This is a genomic window from Corallococcus sp. EGB (assembly GCF_019968905.1).
In the GTDB taxonomy this organism is placed as follows: Bacteria; Myxococcota; Myxococcia; order Myxococcales; family Myxococcaceae; genus Corallococcus.
In genome coordinates this window covers 3,591,664-3,613,391 of the sequence record NZ_CP079946.1, presented here as the reverse complement: position 1 = coordinate 3,613,391, position 21,728 = coordinate 3,591,664, and the positions used below count along the sequence as shown (strand labels likewise).

The following is a 21,728-nucleotide window of genomic DNA, read 5'->3' as shown; positions in this document are numbered from 1 at the left end:
GCCCCTTCGAGTGCTCCCGCCAGAGATAGGCACGGTGAGAGCACGCGCCATCACACCAAGGCACTGGCCGGGGGCGCGACTCGCCGTCAGGGATGGCCCGTGCCGCAAAGGTGAGCTTCAACGGATGGGCTTCCTTCAACCGCTCGCGCAAATCCATGACCCAACTCCAGGTCGGATCATGGACATGCGCAGGCTCGCGGCTTCGCGCCTCAGTGCGGCCGCTTCGCCCACTCCCATGCGGTTCCGCGATGAAGCGTGGCGTAGATGTCGTCACGCAGCGTGTTGCACTCGTCGTGGGTGAGCGTGCGGTCCAGCGCGCGCAGCACCACCCGGAGCAGCACGTTCTTCTGTCCCGGTGACACGCCCATGCGCTTCACCGCGCTGGGCGGCAGACCGGCATACGGCGTCTCCGACAGCACCTGCACAGTCTCCACCAACTCCGCTCGCTCCCCGAGCGCCGCGCGCACGGCGTCTCCGAGTTCTTCCGGGGTCTGTGCCTCATCCAGCACGATGGACAAGTCGCGCCGGACCTCGGGCATGGAGGACACGGGGCGGTAGGGCTCCAGGTCTTGGAGCTGGGATGCGATCCGGGGGTCCGCCGAGCGCAACAGTCGAATGTCGTCCAGGCCCTTGCGCAGCATGAGGATGCGGTCCAGACCCATGCCCATGGCGAGGCCCGTGGTGGTGCGGGGGTCCAGGCCGCTCTCCTCCAGCAGGGCCGGGAGCGCGAGGCCACACTCGCCAATCTCCACCCACTCGTTGCCTTCGCGCACGTCCATTTGCAGACCGTCGGTGGTGTACGGGTGGACCGCCGGAGTGAGCTTCACGTCGCGCCCGGGGAGGAGCGCACGGACCACGGTGGAAATCATGACGTGCAGGTCGTCCCGTGTGAGCGGCGGCCCGCGGCGGATGCGCCAGAGGTCCATCTGGTGGGGTTCACCGGTGTGCAGCCGGTCGATGCAGTCGCGGCGGTAGACGAGGCCGGGGCACGCCAACAGCACGTCTCCAGGAGGCGTGGAGGAGAGCCCGCGCAGGAGGCCCGGAATCATCGCCGAGGTCTGCGAACGCAGAAGTGCGGTGTCACAGACGTAGCGTGAGTAGCGCGCGTCGCGAGCCGCGCCGCCGGGTGGGTAGTGGAGCCGGTCGTAGTTGTCGGCAATGGAGACGACGGGACTCTGCCGATGGATGCGGACCTCACTGCCCCACTGCTTGCCCAGGGCTTCGAGCGCGGCAGACACGAGCTGCTGCATCGCGTGCGGGCCGGTGGCGGGGTCGGTGAGATCACGAACGGACAGGGCGCGCCGAAGCTCCTCGGCGCTGAGGATGGAGACGGAAACGGAGACGGACGACATGGGAAACCTCTCGGTGGAGTGGGAGTGGACGCAGCGGCTTCGGAGGTCCCCCCGGCGAGCTCGGGAGGGCGTCGCGCCTGACGGCGTTCCACCAACGAGAGGGGCGTGCGCTCAGTCGAACAGCACGGCCTCCCGACTCCCAAACGGGGCCGGGGGGCGGCTAAATCGACGTGCGCTCACCACGAGGTGCATGACACCAGGATTAACGAAGCGAGGGGCTCCTGGCAAGCGGGCCCGTTTCCTCCCTCGCTTCTTGCGAACCTTTTCCGCCGACCGGTTCCTTCTCCGCTGAACGCATTCAACGGCGAGTGAGGCTCGCGGGAGCCGGGAGCAATGGTCGAGTTCTTCATGTCGGGGGGCATTGCCATGTACCCCACGCTGCTGTTCGGATTCCTGCTCGTGGCGTGCAGCATCCTCTTCCTGTTCCGGCCGGAGCCCCGCTATCTCGCGTCGCTCGTCGGCCTGGGCGCCCCCACGGGCTCCGCGCGCGTGCTGCGTAGTCCCGGACTCCCATGCCATCGGACGAGGCGCTGTACGAAGCCCTATCGGGCGGTGACTTGAAGGCCTTCGATGCGCTCTACGCGCGTTACGAACGGCATCTCTTCGGGTTCACCCGCAAGCACCTGATGGATGCCCATGCGGCGGAGGACGTCCTGCATGAGACGTTCATGGTGGTCATCCGGGACCGGGCCGGAGGCCATGCCGCCCAAAGCTTTCGCGCGTGGCTCTTCCAGGTCGCGCGCCACCTCTAGCTCAACCGCCACCGCACTACGGACCATTCAGGTCCAGGATTCGCGCCAGCATCTCCTTCCCAGCGGTGGCGACTTCCGGATCCGGATCCGTCGAGAGCTTCTCTGCGGTGCCGCGGAACGTCGACCATGGGCGCGTGCGCAGGGCACGTACCCCAGCCAGGCGGATGCTCGGCTCATCCATCTTGAGGAATGCGGTCAGGACGCCAGCAGAGGCGGCATCGTACTCGTCCATTTCCGCTGCCACCTCGTAGGCGACTTGCTGTCTGCTCTCATCCGAGCCCTCGGCGAGCAGATCGAGCGCATGCTTGAGCAGGTCATCGCGGGTCCAGAGGGGCAGCGCTTCCGCCAATTGCTCCGCGAGCGCGTCCACTTCCTTTCCGCGCAGGGAGAGGTAGCGGATCTTTCTCAATGAATCATCGACGGCGTGGACAGCGCTCTGGCGGTCGGAGGTCATCCAGATCTGACGGGACATCTGCTCCAACCTCTCGTCATTCTCCTTGACGAGCATGAGGCCTGTCTTGCGCAGGGCCTCGTCAAGCCGTTTTCGTCCAACATCCTCTTTGAGGATCATGGTGCGCATCCGAGCCTCATCCCTTCAAGTAGTAGCGTGCGAGAGCGCTCTCGATGATATCGGCGATCTCCTCCGCTGACATATCCTTGTTGAACACCTTGTCATCAAGCCCCGCCGCCGTGGCCCACTGTTTGATTTGCGCCACTTCCCGGCGATACGCCTCGGCGAACGTCAGATCTGGATCGGTCCGCTTGTGCGCCGGCAACTTCTCCTGCCTCTTGTTCTCCTTCTTGGCCCAGTCATCGAGCGCTTCCTGGCTCGGGGCCTTCCCCAGCATGGACGTGCCGCCCTGGCCTTGAACCGCGCCCCTGAATGCTGGTGGGAAGATGCCTCCTTTCGCCCCTTGCTCCGGGCTCAGGACATTCAGCGGCGAATTCACGCCCGCGGCCATCGTCTGCGCCGCCATGAGAGCGTAAGCGAAGTTCTTCGCATGCCGCTTTCGCTCTGAAACAAACATCGTCCCGTACACCTCCCCTAGCCCCGCCACGTTGGCGTCCGCGCGCTTTCTCTTGACGAGTTGAACAAGCAGCAAACCAAATTTTTCACGTTCCGCCACGTCCAATTTTTCGAGGTCTTTTGTGATTGCGGCATACGAGCGCGGCTTCTCGGCGCCAGGAATGAGCGTCAGGCTCTCCTTCGTTTCGAACGTCACCGGCTCTGAGCCTGCGGTACCGGGGCTGTGCACGCCACTCTTCCCATAGTTTCGGGCCTCGATTCCGCCTTGTTCCAATGACATCAAATCATCGCCAGGGTTGCGCTCTTCCGCCTTGCGCCGCTTAGCCCACTTCTGCGCGACGAGTTGGACCGCCCTGAGGAATTTGTGTGAGTCGACGCCGAAGATCTTCTCGTCGGGCAAAGGCGGGTTGATGAACCCCGAGATGGTGAAGTTGGGGCGGGTGCCGCTGATGGCCAGCTTCTTGAGGCGATACTGAAACCTGAGCTTCAGAAGCTGCATCGTGAGCATGAGCTTCCGGGGCCGCCTGGCGACGAGCGCCTTGACCTTGGGAGGCACCTCGCGCAGCGCCTTTTCAATCTGCTCCTTCTTCTTCTTCGCCTTGTCCTTCTTCTTGCCCTTCCCCTTCTTCTTCTTTCCGAAGAGCTTCTCCTTCAGCTTCTTGAATTTCTGGCCGGCCTTCTTGAAGAACTTCTTCAGCTTCTTGCCGACCTTCTTCAGGCCCTTCTTGATCTTGGCCAGGATCTTCTTGCCGATCGCGGCCAGCTTGCCGGACACCTTCTTCGCCGGCTTCATGAGGCGCTTGAGCAGCCAGTTGGCGACGAAGTCGATTACCGCCACGGCGCCCGCCGCCACCGCCGTCGCGAAGGGGGGACCGCCGTTTCCTCCCTTCACCGCCTTCAGGAAGGTAATGAAGGAGTCGATGGCCGCGATGATCCGGCTGACCGCACCCCACGCCGCCTGGACGCCTTCGATGATGGCCATCACCGCGCCCGCGGCGGGCACGATCATCGCCACCAGCTTTTCGATCAGGAGCTGAATGAGGATGCCCGGGACGGCGCTCTTGAGTGCCTCCCAGGCCATCTTCCCGATGGCCTCCAGGTTGAAGCCGCCCGTGAAGAGCGCCTTCATGAGGTCGATCGGAATGCCCAGCACCTCCTCGACCTTGCTCTTGAACCACTCGCTGATGGCCGACTTCATGGCCTTCACGAGGTGGTTCTTGATGCCGTCGACGACCGCGGCGCCCAGGTTCGCGATCCACTGACCCGGGCCCGCCGCGATGTCCTTGATGAGCGCGAGGAACGTCCCCAGCGCTTTCGCGACGGCCTCCGCCGCCTTGATCGCCGAGTCCACCACCGCGGCGACCGCGTCCACCGCCGCGAGCAATCCCTTCTCGAGGAGCCCCAGTGCCTTGTCGAGGAACTCGCCGAGCGCGTCGAGCAGCCTGGTGACGCCCTTCTTCAGCTTGTCCGCGATGTTGTTGACCGCGTCCTCGGCGTCCTGAACGGCCTGGCGGATGGTGCCCTGGAACTTCGCCCTGAGCTCCGGGAACGCGGCGAGCGCCACGTCGCTGATGGCGATCAGCGCATCCCCCGCGAGACGGATGGCCGCGACCACCGCCTGCCGCGCCTTTTCGATCAACGCGACCGCGGCCTTCTTCGCCGCTTCGATGGCGGCCTTCACCGCCTCGCGGAGCGCCTTCATGACGCTCTTCACGGCCTCCTTGATCTTGTTGAAGAACGCCTTCGCCTTCGACGCGAGCCAGCCGAAGAAGCCGCTCGACTCCTCCTTCGCCTTGGCCTTCTCGCGCTCGGCCTTGGCCTCTCCCTCCTCCTTGGCCTTCTGGGCCTTCTGCTCGCCCTCGGAGATGGTCTTTCCGGCGCTCTCGTCGGCCTGCGTCTTCTCGGTTTCGACCTTCTCGTCGGCCTCCTGCTGCTTCGTGTCGGCCTCAGTGTTGCTCTTGTCGACGGTGGCCTGCTGCTCGTCGGTCCACTCGCCGCGCTTCTTCGCGACCTCGTTCTGCGCGGCGGCCTTCTCCGCTTCCTGCTCCGCCGCGGCGTCCGACTCGGCCTGGGCCGCCAGGTCCTGGGTGCGCTGGGTTTCGGCCGCTGAGGCTTCCTGTTCCTTCGCCTCCTCCTGGGCCATGTCGCCCTGGCCCTTTTCGACCGCGGCGTCGATCTCTCCCTGGCTCTTCTCCTGGGCGATGATCGACGCGGCCTCCGCGTCCGAGCCGCCCGCTCCACCCGCCGGTCCTCCGCCCGCGGCGCCTCCGCTGGCGGGCACCTTCGCGGCGAGCGTCTCGTGGGTTTCCTGGGGAGCAATCTCGTTCTCCCCCATCGGCTTGCGCGCGTCGGCCTTGCCCGTGTCGTGCGCGGACGCCACGGCCTGGTCCATCTTCACGCGCTGGGCCGTGACCTGCGTCGGGTCCGCGTTCCCTTCGAGCGCGAGCGTGGGCGGCGGCCCCGCGCTGGTGCTCACCTCGGGATCCGAGGTGGGCAGGGTATCGACCGCGGCCCCCATCCGGTCCGCGTCCTCCTGCGACATCTCTCCTTCGCCAGCGCCGCTCGTCGGAGGTGCGGTCACTGCGTTGACGGCGGGAGCAGGGGCCTCCGGCACGGGCTCGGGAGCAGGCGTTTCGACAGCGGCGCCTTCGTTCACCTTTGCGGCCTTCGCGTCGCCCTTGCCTCCACCGCCGAGGTCGACTCGCGTCGTGCCCTTCTTGCCGGGCATCCCGGAGGAGGCCTCGCGTGTGGGCGTGTTCGCGGCGAGCGCCTGTTTCTTGTCGCCAACGGCCTTGGAGACCGACTGGGACACGCTCCCGAGCGCGCCCTGGATGGACATGGGAGCCAGGCCCTTGAGTGAACCGAGCCCGGCCTTGGGTTCGCTGCCCGAGACATCCGGCATGACCGGTGCCGGCTTGTCGGGAATGGCGCCTCCGCCGCCACCGCCGCCCGCGACCGCGCCGGCACCGCCGCCCGCGTCCTCGCTCACGGACGCCGTCGCCGCGCCCTGCTCCGCTGGCGAGAGCGCTCCCTCTTCGGGCCCCGCGCTTTCGGGAGCCGGCTCCTGCGCCTGCTCCTCTTCGGCGTCGGCCTTCTTCTGTTCGTCGATCTCCCGGTTCGTCTCCGCGGTGGCCGCGGCCTCTTTCGCTTCGACCTGCTGTTCGGTGGGGCCCTTCGTCGCGCCGTCGCCGCTGGCCATCTCCGGCTCGGAGCTGGAGGGCTCGGTGCCTCCTTCACCACCACCGCTCAGCGACTCCGCGCTGGCACCTTGAGCGCTCGCTTCCGCTGCCTGCTGCTCCGCCCCGCTGCTGCCCTCGGCTTCCGCTTCGACACCGCCGCCCGCGCCACCTTCGGCGGCCTCCTGCTCCTGATCTTGTTGTGCTTCGGCGGCCTTCTCTTCCTCGGGTTGCTTCTCGTCGACCTTCTCCTCGGTGGCCTGGGCCTCGGGGGATTCGGCACCTCCCTCCCCGCCCGCGCCGCCGCCGCCGCCACCTCCTCCGCCACCGCCACCGCCACCAGCCGCCGCGGGCTCACGCTCCGCGGTCGCGGGCGAAGCACCCGCTGGGCCCTTCTCGTTCGCGCCCGCCAGGGCGTTCTTCACGTCGCCGGGGACACCCTGCCGGGCCTTGGCCTGGCCCTCGGCCTTCGCGCTCGCGTCGCCGCCCTTGTCCTTCCTGGCGCCCTCTTCCTTCTCTCCCGCGAGGGCCTTTCCTTCCTCGGGAGCTCCCGGCTTCTTCTCGGCGCCCTTCGCACCCGCCGCGCCTTCCCCTTCGGCGCCATTTCCCCCCTGGCCCTTGTCCTCGGCCTTGCCTTCAGGCGCACCCGCTTTGCCTTCAGCAGGCGAGCCGGGCTCCTTCCCTTGGACACCCGCCTTGTCCGCGACAGGAGCCTCAGGTCCCTTCGCGGTGACACCTGCATTGCCTCCAGGCGCTCCAGGTTCCTTCCTGGCGACACCGGCCTTCGCATCAACCGGCGTTGTCTGCTTGCGGTCCTCGCCCGCGGGCTTCGTCTCGCGCAGGCCGGACACTCCACCGGGAGCCATTGCTTCAGGCGCGGTCCTTGCCTCGTCTTTCTTTGATCCGGGCGCCTTCCCGGGATCCGCCGCCTCACGGAGTGCCTCCTTGGCTCCGGGCGACAACGCGGGCTTCTCTTCTCCTTGGAGCGCCTTCGCACGCAGCGACTGCGCGAGCCTTCCAGTGAGGCCCCCGCCCACGGCCGCCTTGGCGCCCTGGCTTCCTTCCAGCGGCTTCGGGTCAGGCGCGGGCTTCTCCACGCCAGCCTGAGGTTCCGCGGCCTTTTCACCGCCGCCCTCTTCTCCGTGCGTCTTCTCCTGCGCCTTGCGAGCCTCCCCTCCTTCCGACTCCGCCCCCACCTCTTCTGGCTTCTTCCGCTTCTTCCCGGGCGGTCCTCCGGTGACTTCGGGGCCGTTGGCGGACTTCGCCTCCGTTGGCCCGGAAGCCTCCGCGGCATTGCCGGGCACCGGCACCGGCACGCTCGCGCTGGACAGCGCCTTGCGCATCAACCGACTCCGCGTTGTCCCCGCGTACCCGCCCTCCGTGACGCCGGCCGACTGTCCCGACAGCACCCGCGCGGCGGCCGCGTCGGCCTGCATCTCCGCCGGCTCGTTCGGCGTGGAGACCTCGCTCTTGGCCTGGGGCGCTCCTCGCGCGGAGTTGCCCTGCTGCACGACGTGGGTGAGCTCGTGCGCGAGCAGCCTGTCTCCGCCCTCGGTGCCGGGGCGGTACTTCGACGTCCCGAAAGCGATGTCCTGTCCCGTGGTGACGGCTTCAGCCTGGTGCCCGGCGGCGAAGTCCGACGCGCGCGCGTCGGTGTGCACGCGCACGCCATCGAAGGAGCGGCCGAAGGCACCCTCCATCCGCGACCGCGTCGACGGCGCGAGTGGACTGCCTCCGGACAACTCCGGAGCGGCCGCGTGGGACACACCGGCGGCTTCAGCGGCCCGCGACGCGGGTACCGCCGCACTCGGCGCATTCACAGGCGCCGGAGCCTTTGCCGCCGGCCGTCCCACGCGCCGTCAGCCCTTCCCCGGCTTCGGCGGTGGACTGTTCGGCGCCCCCAGTCCGCGTGCACGTGCGGACTGATAGGTCGCCAGGGCCTTCAGCCTCGCCTCACCCCGGCGGATGCGGAGCGCGAGCCGCTCCTGCGTGTCCTTCTCGATGCCCGTCCAGGCCTCCAGCGCCACGCGCTCGGCCTCTTCAATCTTCACGGCCTCCGCCTTGGTGGGCGGCTTGGTTGGGGGATTGCTCGGCGGCGTCGTGCCCGGCGGGGTCTGCGGAAGCTCCTTCTTGCCCTGCAGCGCGGCCTTCGCGATCTCCTGGATGAGCTCGCGTCCGGCGGTCATCGTCTGCTTCAGCGCTGCACTGCTCGTGAGCTCTCGAATCGACTTGAGCCGCTGCTCCAACTGCTCACGCTGCGCGGTCACCAACGCGCCCGGATTCTTGGGCACGGGCGGCCGGGAACGTGGGTCGTTGATGTCGCGGAGCTTCAAGACCTTCTTCATGTTCGGCGTCGGTCGCATGAAGTGCGTCCTCCTCGTCAGGGGGCGTTGTAGTTGGGAGCCGTGATGATCCCGGTCTGGCTCCAGCCCGGGATGCTGAAGTCCACCGCGTAGTTGTGCGCGAACACGAGCCGGCTGTACGCGTTGGTGACGAGCATGCTGCCGGCCCGGTTGCCCACGATTTGAAGGCCCGAGGTCGCGTCCGCCACCGCCGACGAATACGTGTCATACGGCGACTTGACGGTCGTGTTCGGCGTGCCGATGACCAGATCCGCTGTCGCCCAGTTCCCCTCCACCTGCGCGTTGTACGGGTACTCCCGGATGATGACGGCGGCCGCGGCGATCGCGTTCAGATAGGTCTGGAAGATCGACTGGACCTCCGCGACCCGGACGGTCCCTCTTTCGACGGCGTTCTTCGGCGCCACCCACGGCTGCAGGGTCTCGATGAACCGCGGCGACGTGCTCGCCACGCCAGAGGACGTGTACGTGTAGGGGGTGAACACGATGCTCCCCTCGGCGCGGTTGTCCTCGATCTGCCATTCCCCCGACGCATAGGTGATGCTGAGGGCGATGTAGCCGCTCGAGAGCTGGCCGAACTGGTTGCCGGACACGATGTTGTTGCTCACGTTGACGAGCCGCAGTCCCCCTGAGAAGGAGTTGCTCCGCAGGACGCAGCCGTAGAGTTGCTCGCCCCTGCAGCCCCGCCCGGTGAAGCGGTTCGACTCCAGGAGGAGCGCATCCGTCCCGGCGCCCGTCTCCCCCTCGGCCGCCCAGAACGGAGCCGACGCATTCACCGTGTTGCCCTGGATCCGGATGGCCGTGCGTTCACCTTCGGTCCAACGCTCGTAGATCAGGATGCCCACGGTCCCGCCCTCTTCGGCGGGGATCGCCGCGTTCAGCTTGATGACGTTGTCCTGGGCGACCAGGTTCCCGCCATCCGCCAGGTAGAGGCCCACCTGCTTCGACTTGCGCATGGGAAGGCCGAGCACCTGGTCGGAGGTGATCGTCTGCTGGCCGCACACGGTGTTGCCCTGCACCACCACGTCATTGCCCAGCGTGAGCACCCCGACCGCGGCGTCGATTTGATTGTCCGCGACGCGCAGCCGCTGGATGCGCACCTGCTGATCCTGCTCCCACGAAGGCGGGGCGTGCAGCATGCAGGCGACTCCAACGGTGGCATACGTGAAGACGTTCGCCGTCACGGCGACCGCCTCCATGCTCACCACGGGCGGGCTGCTATCCCTCTTCAGGGCCAGGCTCGGCCCGAACTGGACTCCCTCGAGGTAGGTCTGGAAGCGGTTGTTGTGGATGCTGAGTTCGATGAGCCCTGGAAACGTATTCTCCACGTCGGGCAGCGGGCCGCTGTCGGCCGAGGCCGCGAAGAGGATGCCGCGAACGCCCCCGAACGTGCACCCCTCGATGTCCAGGTTGGAGACAATCCAAGGCACCCAGAGACAGGCCGCGCCGTACGCGGCGAACCGGTCTCCGGACACCCGGCCCTGGTACAGGTAGTCGACCCGGATGCCGGCCTTCGCGGCCCAATACACATTTCCGACCGAAACCAGCTCGTACGTGTACCCGATGAGCACGGGGCTTCCGCAGTAGAACGCGCACCGCTCGAATTCGCAGCGCGTGGTGTCAATGCCTCCCACCGCGACGCCGACGGTGTCCACTGCGTAGTCGCCCGCCTCCGTTTCGATGAGTGACGTGATCGTCCTCTCCAGGTCCTCGTCCGCCGCCTCGGTGAGCACCTTGCGGCGCTCCACATCCAGCCACCCCTGGAACGACGAGCCCTGGAGCCGCAGGCCTCCCGCCGACCTGGCGTAGAGGCAGGCCTTCTCGCAGACCACCACCGACTCGACGAGCTCGGTCATGAAGACGTACTCCGCGGCGATGCCCCACGCGCCCAGGAGGATGGAATCCTCGGCATGGATGGACGTGGTCCCCCGGGTGTCCGCGTATTGCACGAACGGCCTCGGGTCCTCGGGCTTGAGGTCCGGAAGCGCGGGCTTGGCGACGCGGATCGCGACGCCATTCTCTCCGGGGTGGACCAGCGCGGCCCGCTCCAGGCGGACCTGCGTCGGGATGAAGACCGCGCGCGCCTTCTTCTCTTCCGGCGCGGACCCGGACAGCGTGAGCTGCACGAGCGGCCCGGAGGTTTCGCGCGAGAAGACGAGGAGATCGCGCAGGGTGAGGCACGCGTCCCCCTGCACATAGAACACCGGCGCGTCGCCCCCGAAGCCGAGCAGGGTCGCATGCGGACACCCGGAGATCGTCACCCGCTTCCCGGCGACGTTCAGCGTCCCGTGAATCCGGTAGATGCCTCGCTCCAGGCAGAGGGTTGCTCCATCGACGGCGTCATCAATGGCCTCCTGGATGCGCGTGGTGTCATCCCCGTGGTTCTCCGACGGAGACAGCGACACGTCACAGCAGCCGCCGTCCTCCTTCGCGTACAGCTCGTCGATGGCCTCCTGCACCGTGTCCGCTTGGGTGCCGACCTTGCCGCCGTCATAGGCGATGTCGTCCGCGTTCAGCTCACAGAGCGCCGAGTACTGGTGGTCGTACCAGCGCACGAGCAGGAGCGGCGCGGACTCGCCCGTGTATTGGAAGAGGGCCAGCGGCGCGAACAGCCGCTCCGGGCCGTGGGCCGACTCCTGCCAGGGACCGTTCTGGTTGTCCTTGATCTTGCGCGCTTCGTGCTGCCAGTAGTCCCCCGGACGGAAGGCCGCGCCGGACAGCTCGATGACGATGCCGTCGCCCAGGTCGAACACGGTGACGGGCGGCTCTCCCATCGCCTTCGGCTGCGTGACGAGGAGGCCGTGCCAGACCCGCACCTTCCGGGGAGCCTTGTCCTTGTTGGCGAAGTCCGCCGGCACGTTCACCGGCAGCCGCGTCACCCGGTCGCGCAGCTTGAGCTGTCCGGAGGTGGCGGTCGTCTCCGCGTAATAGAGCTGCCCCACCGAGCGCTGCGCGGCCTTGAAGGACTTCGTCGCGAGCGCGACCTCGGCGAGGGCCGCGTCGCCCAGGTCGTCCGTTTCGTCGACCAGCTCGATGAGGTCCCCGTCCTTCACCTCGGAGCCGGGCGCGAGCGTCAGGCTGGCGAGCGTGTTCGCCACGGAGGCGACGGCGAAGACATCCGAGCCATTGTTCTTCGACCACTTGATCTCGACGTTGCCGAGCGCGCCGCCTTTGTGCACCTCGAACCGGTAGAAGCGGTTGTCCGCGCCCGTGTAGCCGCCAGCCTCCGGGATGGCGCAGGGGTCCAGGTTGTCCGGCGCCACCTTGGTGGTGAGCTTCAGCTTGCCGGTGCCCGCGTCGACCTTCGCGAACGCGGCCGGCACGTCGTCCTTGCCCGTGAGCGGGTCGCTCCCGTCGCTCGCGAACACGGCGAGCTTGACCTGGCCCATCGCTTTCGAGCGCACCGTCGTGTCGAGCACGCCGCCCAGCGCCTGCTCCAGGATGCCGCCATCCTCGATGCGGGTGATCAGCCGCTCCCACCCTTCCAGGTAGGCGACCACGTAGCTCCCCGCCACGGGCACCGTGTCGCCCGACGGGAAGCCCTTGCTGGTCGGGAAGGTCGACTCCCAGAACATCCCGTCGTCGTTCGACTCGACCGCCAGGCCCCGCAGGTAGTACCGGCCGCGCGTGTACGAGAACAGCGGGGCCTTGGTGGCGGCCTCGAAGCCTTCGATGAAGCCGATCCACGCCTCGTTCGCGGCGCCGGCCGCGGAGAAGCCGATATCAAAGGTGTCGTACTCGGCGGGTGCGCCCGCGGGCACCTGCACGTCGTAGGGCTTGAACGTGGTCGCGTCGTTCGCGGCGAGGGTCCCCGCGCTGACGCCCTGGATCCGGACCTCGACGCTGGCGTTGGCCCGCAGCCAGAGGCGGACCTTCGGATACCGCGCCTTGCCCAGCTTGCGGCGGGCGCTGATCTTGACGAAGCCGCCCGCCGCGTGCGCGCCCACGTAGATGGACGGGAACCGCTCGTGGTACTTCGCGCCGTAGTCGCGATACGCCACGAACGTGCCGCCCGGCGCTGGCAGCGTCACGCCATCCAGCGTCTCGAACACCGCGAGGAGCGGGCCCGGCGTCGCGAGGTAGCCCAGGTTCGGGCTGCCCTGTTCGCAGCCTACGTCCGACGCCAGGTCGCGCAGCAGCGTGTCGGCCGCGTCGACGCTGGCCGCGACATCGCTGTCCAGCACCAGCCGCCCCTCCTGCAGGAGCACGCGCCGGTACTTCTCCTTGCGCTTGGAATCAGGGCGATGGCCTCTGGTGAAGTCACCTTTCATGGTCGCTCTCTCAACCCTCTCGCCGGTGTCTCAGGTCTCGCCGGGCCCGTTGGCTCGGCGCGCTAGTCCATCCGCAGGAGCCCGGTCTGGAGCCCTGCGGGGGTGTATTCGATCAACCTCGTGAGCAACGCGTCGCCCCGCTGCGCGAAGCGCGCGCCGTGGAACGCCCCCATCTCCGAGCCGTCCTCCGCGCCGCGCGTGACGGTCCTCGGGCATTCCTCGGACAGACGCAGGTGCGCGGCATCGTTCCGGTCGCGCGTGACGAACAGGGGAAGGTCCTCGGTGACGCGATGTCTGCGTGGCAGCAGGCTCCCGGGCTCCACGCGGCTGTAGCGGACGCAGCCGTGGAACCGGTCGCGCGCCCGCGCCACGTCGGTGAAGAGGCTCTCGCTCGCCTCCATGACGCGCACGTCCACAGAAGGTGCCCCGCCCAAGTCCGCGCGCCAGGCCGCGACCGTCGAGCGCTCGAAGCGGACCTCGCAGTCGATGGCCAGGACGGCCGCTCCGCCCGCCGCGTCGACCACGCATTCCTCCATCAGGACGGTGGCGGCTCCGCTCACCTGGACCCTGGGTGCCTGGCAGCGGAAGAGCTCAATCGCCGTGTCCGACCCCGTCGCGGTCGTGAACCTCCAGAGGTCGTGGGGCGTCAGCGCGGAACAGAACCGCACCTCGATGGCCTTCGCCGGTGGCAGGGCCAGGGCCATCGTGGCCGGAACCGGCGGCGTCCCCGGATAGGTGGTCTGCCGGAGGGCGAGCCCGTGCAGCGTCAGCTTCTCGTACGTCGGGGGCGAGCCACTCGCCCACGCCGCGCCGAGCAGGAGTACGGGTCGGTGGAGCTCCGCCGCCTGGATGCTGAGCGACGCCACGTTGGCGGGCCAGACCAGCGCGCTCTCCGTGTATGTCGCGCTGTCTTCGAACTGGATGACCTCGTGCTTCGCCGCGTTCGCGCCATCCGCGACGACGGCCGCGAGCGCCTCCCCGAGCGTCGAGTAGCGCGGGAGGCCCTGATACGAGAGGGGCGCTTCGCGGTGCAGGCTGCCCCCACGAAGCACGAGTCGCGTCGGGGTGGGCAGCTCCTCGGCGAGCAGGGGCTCTCGCGCATCGGGGCGTGCGCCGGTGTGGAACGAGTAACCCTCCAGATAGTCGACTGTTACTGGGGCCGGCGGCCAGCCAGCGGCCCCCGCGTGCACCGAGGCCACGGTGAATGGAGCCGCGGGCTCTGCCTTCGCGAATGAGAACAAGCCGTGCGCGGGATCGATGTCCAGGCAGCCCGCGGGCGTCGCGAGGCCCAACTGGGGGCTTGCCGGATCTTCGTTCTTCCACCAGCACAGCGTGCGCTGCCGGAGCCGTCGGCGGCGGAGCGTCTTCGCCTCGCGAATGGGAGTGATGGCTCCGCACGCGAAGCGCGCCACCTGAAGAGTGCCGGCCCAGACCGTCGAGCCGTCGAGCCGCACCGACACGGCCTCGCTCGCGAAGGCCAGCGACGCAGACCACCCCGCGAAGGGCGGTACCTTCGTTTCGAGCGCCGGGAGGTGGATGAGGACCGCCTCCCCCTGGTCGCTCGTGAAGGACACCTCGCAGGACGGCAGGAGGATGCTCTTCGTTTCGGACTCCAGCCGGAGCCAGAGCTCGGCATCGTCGCGAGAGGCCGCGGCCTCCTGCGCGAAGAAGCTCCACGCCGCGCGCAACTCCGCTGCCGTCGTGACGGCGGTGCCATTCTTCTGGAAGGCCTTCCACGTGGTGGCCACCGTGGAGTCCGGGCCCGTCCACGCCAGCTGGAGGAAGGGCCAGGTCTGGTTCTTGATCCGCAGCGCGAACACCAGCCGGAGCGAAACGGCATTGCCCGCCACCGTCGGCGCTCCGGACACGTCGAGCGCACGGGGAGCGTGCACCACCACCGGCCCTCGCGCGATCGCGGAGGGAATGCTCCGCCACGGCTCGGGCTCGGAGGTGAGCGGAAGGGGCGGCCACGCGGGTCCGGGCCCGGTGGACAGGGCCTCTCCGGGCAGACGCAGCCCCTCGGGCGTGACGGTCAGCGGGTTCGCGGGAGGATTCGCGTCGTACACGCTGCCGTCCGCCGCGACGAACAGCCACCGGTCTCCCACCACCCACGTCGCGGGGAGCTCCACGGTGAGCGCGCCCGCGAGGAACCCCATCGTGGCGAGACGCGGGTCCGAAGGCGGCATCGAGGCCGCGGGCGCACGGCAGGCGATTTCGATGACGGCGCCCGGGAAGTATCCCGCGCCCCCTTCCGCCGCGAGCCGCAGCATGACGACATACGAACCCGCCACCGGTGTGGCGACGCCGAGCGACGACGTTCCGCCTCGCGCCTCGATGCGCACCTCCCCGCGCAGCACGCCCGCGGCGATATTCGGCACGTTGGAATCCGCTCCGGTGAGCGGAACGGCCATCACCCCGACCCGGACCGGCGACGACAACCGCTCCGCCACATGAGACAGGAGCAGCACGTCACAAAGATCCGCGGCGAGCGCGCGCGCCGCGGGCAGACGGACGGCGGACCGCGCCTCCTTCGAAGCCGTGGCGACGGCGGCGGGCAGGCCCGTGAAGCGCACCGTGAAGCCCGCGCCGCTCCCTCCCTCCTGGTCGAAGTAGTCGCCCGGGCGCTCCGCGAAGTGGAGGGGCGGCACGCGATCGCTCGCGAGCCGGTCCTCGGCCGACGCGCGCCGCATGCGCAGGGGCACGTCCTCGCCCAGGGGGTTGAAGGCGAACCGGTAATCGACCTCGGGCACCCCGCCCCCGGTGTAGCGCGTGCGGTCCTTCGCCGTGCCCTCCGTGACGGGGAACAGCTTCGTCGGGTACAGCCAGTGCGCCACGTGCTTGGGGTGGTACCGCCCGGTGTTCCGACCAATGCGACGCGGATCCACTGCGTGGAACGCGGTGTCGAGCGGGCCCGACGCACGTTCGGCGATCGTCGCCGCCCGAAGCCCGGCGACCGTCCGCTCGGGCCGGTACAGGTCGAGGTCCTGGGCAAGCAGGATCCGCTTCCATCCCTCGCGCGTCACCGCCAGCTGGCCGGAGAGGTCTCCCGCCATCTCCTCCAGCATGGTGGGCGTGCCCTTGCGGCGCCGCCAGCCCACCGTGCCGCGCACGTCGCGCCGGTTGGACGCGGCATCAGGGAAGACGAGCCGCATCCCGATCATGTCCGCCAGATACGGGAGGACCCAATCCGCGCTCTTGTCGATGAAGAGGTCCGCGTGCAGCTCTTCAACGCTCTGCCGCGTCCGAGCGATGGGCGCGGCGAGGATGCGCAGGAACTTGTAGAGCTCCTCCACGCCCCGGGGCGCGAGCGACTTCTTGGGCTCGCGCGTCCCCTCGGCCATGTCGACGACGCGGTAGAGCGCCGGCAGGTGCGAATAGAGCAGGTCCGTGACGAGGTCGCGGACGCCGGGGTCGAGCGTGGGGGTACCGCCGCCTTCGCCGCTCATGGGGCCTCCGGGAGAAGGATTTCGATGTCCTGCGGCGTGAGCACGAGCAACTGGTTCGGCCACGCGATGACGGTGTCCGCCACCCGCGAAGGCTGGCCCTTGGCGACCTCTTCGAGCGTGTCGAACCTGCGCAGCTCGATGAAGCGCACGCCCGGGGCACGCTCGATGTGCTCGTAGAGTTCGCTCAGGAACGCGGGCTGTCCCAGGTCGCGCGCCCCGAAGGCGAACAGGCCCGGTGCGGCCTCGGATGTGCCGCAGAGCGCGTCTCGCACCGCACGCTCCACGCTCTCCCGCAGGTACGCCGGATCGCTCTCCAGCGTCAGCGTGAGCGTGAGCCCGACGAGCTCGGGGCCCGCCACGTCGAGCAGCACCGTGGTGTCACGGCGGGCCTGGAGGAAGGCCTTCACCTGGGCCGCGTTCGACGCCGTGCCCTTCGCGTCGGAGACCACCACGCGGATGCCTTCCGCGCCGCCCTCGAGCTTCGTCCACTCCGCGTTCGCCTTCACGACGCCCGGGAACTGCAACGCGAGCTGTTTGTGGTCCTCCACGGAGACGGCGCGGTCGAAGGTCCGGATGTATCCCGTCGCCTTGGTGCGAACCGCCTCGGGCTCGGCCGGTGCCGCGCCGCCCTTCACCGGGAGCGGATTCGCCGCGCGCTCCACCAGCGCGTGCGCCTTCTTGAGCCGGCTCACAGCGAAGGCGTCCGCGTCGCCGTCCGGGCCGATGCCGGTGCGGTACGTCGCGACGATGTGGTTCCTTCCAGAAGACGGAATGGCGCCCTGGATGCCGTCCCCGAACACCACGCTGACCGTGCCGGTCTCATCGCGCTGGACGAGGTAGCAGCGGTCCTCTGGCGGCGACGCCACGAAGTCCACGACGCGGTGCCACAAGACGTCCGCCACGCGGATCTCCAATTCGGGCTCGGCGCCGTCCGGCGAAGGCAGGTACGTGAGCGGCTTCTGCTTGAGCGAGAGGCGCAGGAAGGGCGTGCTCCCATCCGAGCCCCCCAGCACCTCCGTCGCGGTCTTCCCGTGGGAGATGCGCGCGACATTGCCCAGGATGCGAAGCGCCCCATACGTCCAGGGAGCGCCCGCCACGGGCGGCTCAACGGGCTCCCAGGTGAGCTGCGTGCGGACGGGGCCGCTGCCATCCGCCCAGGTCCCCACCGACGTGAGACGCACGATCTCGAAGCGCGCTTCGCTCCCGCGCTCCGCCAGCGCGACGAGCCGACCCGGCTCGAGGTCCGCGACCAGACGGTCGAGCCGGACGGGCGTGGAGCCGGGCTGCGTGACGACCGCTGGATTGGGCCCGGTCGCGACCAGGGGCGCCTTCACGCCAAAGCCCAGGACCCACCGGCTCGTCCGGATGGCCTGATCGCTCCGGGCCAGGAGCGTGCCGCCCACGGTCGCCTGGATGGCGGTCACCGTCCTCGCCACGCTCACCGTGGGCTTCTCATCGAGCACCGTGATCTGCGTCCCGTTCGGCTTCGTGGGGTCCGCCGGAATCTGGACGACCACGTGGTTGACCTTCGAGAACGTGACGCTCCTTGATGCCTCCGCCGTGATTCGGAGCGCCGAGGGGCCCGAATTGGTGACACGAACCCCGGGAGTACCGATGACCGACTTCTTGAGCTCCTCGGACAGATAGAGGCCGTTCGGATCGTCCGCGTTGTTCGGGTCGTTCGCGGGCGTCACGGTGTAGCCGGAGGCGGGATACGACGCGGGACTCGCCTTGAGGGCCCCGCCTCGCAGCTCCGCCTCCGTGAACGACGCGGCTGACGTATTCCAGCCGAAGAGATGAAGGTCGTGCGCGGGCTTCGCCCAGACGACGGCACCCGGGAAGCTGCTGTCGCTCCCGGTGAGCGGCTGCTTCACCGTGAGCCGCGTCCGTCCCCCACCCTCCACGGGCGGCGCGCTCACTTCGTGCGCGGAGAGAGTGGTCCCCCGCTCGATGACCACGAAGTCGCCCTGCGCGATGCCGAACCCCGTCCCCTCCACCTCGAACGTCGACTTGCCTGAGAGCGGCAGCACCGCGAGCGCGTCGTACGGGAGGAGCTCGCTCCACGCCGCGCTGACGGCCAGGTCCTCGGTGGTCTCGTAGTCCTGCGCCTTCTTCTCGCCCACGGACGCCGAGCCCATCGCCAGGCCCCGGAGCACCGTGCCGGACACGCCGTCCTTGAGGGTCAGCAACGCGTATCCGGTGGCAGCGAGGCCCGGCCCGGGCTCGTAGCCCAGGCGGCGTCCATGGCGTACCAGCGCCTTCGCCGTGAGCGCCGTGCCCAGGAAGGCGTCGTTCGCGTACCGGTCCTGGTAGGCCCCCAGCGTGTGTCCGAGGAGCGCCGCGAGTTCCATCAGCGTGCCGGCGAAGTCGCCCTGCGCGGTGGAGGGAGGGAAGCCCAGCTCGTGCGAGGCCAGCGTCCGCTGCTCATCGAGGAGGTCGGCGAACTCGTCCGGCAGGTAGTCGAGCACCGTGCGGCCCGCGAGGGGCTCGCCCGTGGTGGAGTACGCGGTGCGGAAGCGCGGTGGGCGGCTCACGGTGCGACCTCCTCGATGACGAAGTCCTTCTCGGTCACGCCCGCGTCGAGCCCGACCACGAGGACCTTCAGCTTCCCGTGGTCCGGCATGTCGTCGTCACCGTCGTTGCGGACGACCTCGGTCGGCGCGAGTGTGATTCGCGACTCGACCTCGTTCGCGGACAGCACCTTCAGCTTGCGGAAGCGGAGTGCCTTGACGGCGCGCACGCCTGGGATGCGCTGCACGAACGCGAGCAACTCGCCGACCTCCAGCCCGTCGCTGAAGCTCAGCCGGTCCGGGTGGAAGTAGCCGGGGTTGTCCCGGGAGCCGGGCCGCAACGCCGCGAGGACCGCCGAACGCACGCGGTAGGGCAGCGCCCCCGGCTCCACGCAGATGCCGAGCCGCACGTCGATGGGCACGTACTCCGCGGCGCGCACGAAGTGCTCCCGCCCCGTCATGCGAAGCGCGTCGATGCGGTCGAACACCGCCTGCCGGAGCGGCTCCGACAGCCCGGCCTTTCCTTCTGGATCCACCAGGACGAGCACCGCGTTGAAGGGCCCGCCCAGGAGCCGGGCGGTCGCGAGCCCCACGCCCTTCACGGTGGCTGCGGCCACGGCGTAGTCGGACAGCGACACGGCGCGCTCGACGGGGCCATGACGGAGCGACGCCGGAATGCGGAGGCGCACGGCCTCGCGTGTTTCGGCGCGGACACCTCCGGTGCCCGGGAGCACGTTGACGCCGCGCAGCCCGGTGAAGCCAGCCACGGCGGACTGGCCGGGCATGAAGCGCGTGAGGACGCCGGCCCCCACGTTGCCCGCGACCGCGTCGCCCGTGCGGTAGTCCACCACGATGTCGCCGGGGAGCTGCTCGCTCTGCTTCTGCGCCTGGCTCAACGCGTCCTCGGACCACACCTCGACGGCGCGCCCCTGCTTGCCGTCGCCGAACTCGAGCCACAGCGAGCCGTCCTCGTCCGAGCTCGCGACGAAGTGCCTGTCGAAGGACTGCGAGGCATGCAGGTGCTCCACCCGCTGCCACTTCTCCGAGCCGATCGTCACCTCCACCCGGACCGAGGAGCCCGTGAGCCCCGCCGCCGAAACCGACGACTCGAACACGACCTGAGACTCCGACAGCCGCAGCGCGCGCAGCAGCAGGTGCGAGAACCCTGGCCGTCGCTCCAGCACGTAGCTCTGCCGGTCGCGCGAGAAAGCCGTCTCCGAGCGCGCGTAGCGATCCTGCCGGGACCGGCCGAAACGGCCACGCCCCAGGTTGCCGTGGATCCGAAGCGCATCCGGATCGCCCCACGCCGGCCGCATGTCGATGTCGAGCGGCGGCTCGAACGCGACGACCGTGACCTCGGATTCGTTCGCGTGCGAGGCGTCCGACGCGGAGGCGGTCCATCCAGGAAGCCGCTCATGCCGGAAGGCCGTGATGGTCACGACCCGCGCCGGGGGGACGGGCGCGTCCAGCGGCGTCGTGGCGAAGTGGTTGCCCTGCACGAACGCGAGCGTCTGGCCCACGGAGAGGTTCTCGACCGTGCCCCAGAGGAGCACCTCGCTCGCCCCCGCGGGGATGACGGCGTCGTCGGCCCCGGGCCACGCCGCGAGCGGCAGCACGTTGTGCGCGGCGAGGACGCGCGTCCGCTCGGTGAGCCAGAACACCACCTCCGCGCCGCTCGCTCCGGCGGGGGTCGTGATTTCGACGCCCACGGGCAGGTAGCCGTCGCTCTGGGCCTGGAAACAGAGGAGCGTTTCGGCCGCGGTGCCGTCAAACAGGCGCGTCCCGAGCAACGCCGCGTGCTGGCGCAGCGAATACCGCTGGCCGGCCGTGTCGACGAACGCCTCGTTGGCGACGCGGTCCTGGTAGTAGCTCAGCAGGTCGCCGTGGTGCGCGAGCAACTCCACGAGCACGCGCTCCAGGGCCGCGGGCGAGAGGTCGGCCCAGGCCGGGTTCTTCACCCGCACCCAGTCGCCGAACATCTGCACGAAGCCCGTGAAGTCCTTGGTGAGCAGATCCACCGCGGGCCGCGGCTGCAACGCCTTGGGAGGCTTCTCCGCGAGAGGCCGGCAGTCTCCGCCCTCACAGCTCAACGTGAAGTCGAACGTCGCGGAGCCGAAGAAGGGATGGACCTGGGGACCGCCCGGCCCTTCCCCCGTGGAGAGGAGCGTCAGCGTGTACTCGGAGGCATCGCCCATCTTCGAGAGCGCGAGCGTGACGGTCTTCTGGGCGCTGTCCTCGCCCACGTAGGTGAAGCCCAGGTCGGTGATCCGCAGCCCGCCGGTGATGGCGAAGCTCTTCTCCGAGAACTTGGGGGCGGCCCAGGTCCGCTGGAGATGGACGACCAGCGTCGCCGACGTGGGTGCCTGTTCGTCGGGCAGGAGCGTCAGCTCCAGGTAATCGATGCCCTGGAACAGCGCGGTCCCATGGCGGCCGGACCACTGAAGCCACGGGGTCGTCACAGCCGCACCTCCAGGTTGCGAGGCAGGCGGTCCGTACGGCGGCGGAAGGCGATCTTCACCCACAGCTCCCCGTCCTCGGGGGAGGCCTCCACGTCGACGCCGTCCACCAGGACTTCATCTCCGATGTCGCGGCGGAGCGACTGCGAGATGCGGAACTCCAACGCGCCAATCGTCAGGTCGTTGAGCTCGTCGAAGACGGCGCGGTTGAGGCCCACGCCGAAGTCCGGCCGGTTGACGCGCTCGCCCGGCGCGGTGAACAGGACCGCGAGGATCTTGTCGCGCAGGTGCTTGTCCGCGTCGTCGATGACGGCGACCCCGCCCTGGGCGCCGAACCGGAATGGGTGCTGGAGGAAGCGATCGGCCATGGGAGGTCCT

10 protein-coding genes and 1 pseudogene are annotated in these 21,728 nt (G+C 69.0%); 1 reads left to right on the top strand and 10 read right to left on the bottom strand.

Going from position 1 to position 21,728, the window contains the following annotated elements:
- Positions 1-209: 209 nt before the first annotated feature.
- Positions 210-1,352: a hypothetical protein gene (locus tag KYK13_RS15130; protein WP_223645144.1), complete on the bottom strand. Its 1,143-nt coding sequence runs from the start codon at positions 1,350-1,352 to the stop codon at positions 210-212.
- A 512-nt stretch (positions 1,353-1,864) separates the two neighbouring features.
- On the opposite strand from KYK13_RS15130, the gene KYK13_RS15125 reads away from it, so the two are divergent.
- Positions 1,865-2,104, top strand: a complete 240-nt coding sequence (locus KYK13_RS15125; protein WP_223645143.1) for an RNA polymerase sigma factor — start codon at positions 1,865-1,867, stop codon at positions 2,102-2,104.
- A gap of 16 nt (positions 2,105-2,120) precedes the next feature.
- Here the strand turns inward: KYK13_RS15125 and KYK13_RS15120 are convergent, their stop codons facing one another.
- The 9 genes and pseudogenes from KYK13_RS15120 to KYK13_RS15080 form a co-directional block, all read right to left on the bottom strand.
- Positions 2,121-2,684 (bottom strand): hypothetical protein, encoded by a 564-nt coding sequence (locus KYK13_RS15120; protein WP_223645142.1) that lies wholly within the window; start codon positions 2,682-2,684, stop codon positions 2,121-2,123.
- A 7-nt stretch (positions 2,685-2,691) separates the two neighbouring features.
- Positions 2,692-6,732, bottom strand: coding sequence for a hypothetical protein (locus KYK13_RS15115; protein WP_223646979.1), 4,041 nt, complete (start codon positions 6,730-6,732; stop codon positions 2,692-2,694).
- Positions 6,733-7,815: 1,083 nt separating this feature from the next.
- A pseudogene (locus KYK13_RS39325) lies at positions 7,816-8,073 on the bottom strand (DUF4157 domain-containing protein); the annotation flags it as partial.
- Between the two features lie 93 nt (positions 8,074-8,166).
- Positions 8,167-8,670, bottom strand: coding sequence for a hypothetical protein (locus KYK13_RS15105; protein WP_223645141.1), 504 nt, complete (start codon positions 8,668-8,670; stop codon positions 8,167-8,169).
- A gap of 17 nt (positions 8,671-8,687) precedes the next feature.
- Entirely contained in the window at positions 8,688-12,938 is a 4,251-nt protein-coding gene (locus tag KYK13_RS15100; RefSeq protein WP_223645140.1) for a DUF6519 domain-containing protein, read from the bottom strand.
- A 62-nt stretch (positions 12,939-13,000) separates the two neighbouring features.
- A complete protein-coding gene (locus tag KYK13_RS15095; protein ID WP_223645139.1) occupies positions 13,001-16,384 on the bottom strand; it encodes a hypothetical protein in 3,384 nt (1,127 codons plus the stop codon).
- Complete coding sequence (locus tag KYK13_RS15090; protein WP_223645138.1) at positions 16,381-18,918, bottom strand: baseplate J/gp47 family protein; 2,538 nt, start codon at positions 18,916-18,918, stop codon at positions 16,381-16,383. The genes KYK13_RS15095 and KYK13_RS15090 overlap by 4 nt, the downstream gene beginning before the upstream one ends.
- Complete coding sequence (locus KYK13_RS15085; protein WP_223645137.1) at positions 18,915-21,353, bottom strand: baseplate J/gp47 family protein; 2,439 nt, start codon at positions 21,351-21,353, stop codon at positions 18,915-18,917. The genes KYK13_RS15090 and KYK13_RS15085 overlap by 4 nt, the downstream gene beginning before the upstream one ends.
- A complete protein-coding gene (locus KYK13_RS15080) occupies positions 21,350-21,718 on the bottom strand; it encodes a GPW/gp25 family protein (RefSeq protein ID WP_206883907.1) in 369 nt (122 codons plus the stop codon). The genes KYK13_RS15085 and KYK13_RS15080 overlap by 4 nt, the downstream gene beginning before the upstream one ends.
- Between the last annotated feature and the right edge of the window lie 10 nt (positions 21,719-21,728).

Excerpts from the sequence above, each read along its gene's own strand:
- KYK13_RS15080 (WP_206883907.1), bottom strand. The coding sequence starts at position 21,718 with ATGGCCGATCGCTTCCTCCAGCACCCATTCCGGTTCGGCGCCCAGGGC.
- KYK13_RS15100 (WP_223645140.1), bottom strand. The coding sequence starts at position 12,938 with ATGAAAGGTGACTTCACCAGAGGCCATCGCCCTGATTCCAAGCGCAAG.
- KYK13_RS15095 (WP_223645139.1), bottom strand. The coding sequence starts at position 16,384 with ATGAGCGGCGAAGGCGGCGGTACCCCCACGCTCGACCCCGGCGTCCGC.
- KYK13_RS15120 (WP_223645142.1), bottom strand. The coding sequence starts at position 2,684 with ATGCGCACCATGATCCTCAAAGAGGATGTTGGACGAAAACGGCTTGAC.
- KYK13_RS15105 (WP_223645141.1), bottom strand. The coding sequence starts at position 8,670 with ATGCGACCGACGCCGAACATGAAGAAGGTCTTGAAGCTCCGCGACATC.
- KYK13_RS15130 (WP_223645144.1), bottom strand. The coding sequence starts at position 1,352 with ATGTCGTCCGTCTCCGTTTCCGTCTCCATCCTCAGCGCCGAGGAGCTT.
- KYK13_RS15125 (WP_223645143.1), top strand. The coding sequence starts at position 1,865 with ATGCCATCGGACGAGGCGCTGTACGAAGCCCTATCGGGCGGTGACTTG.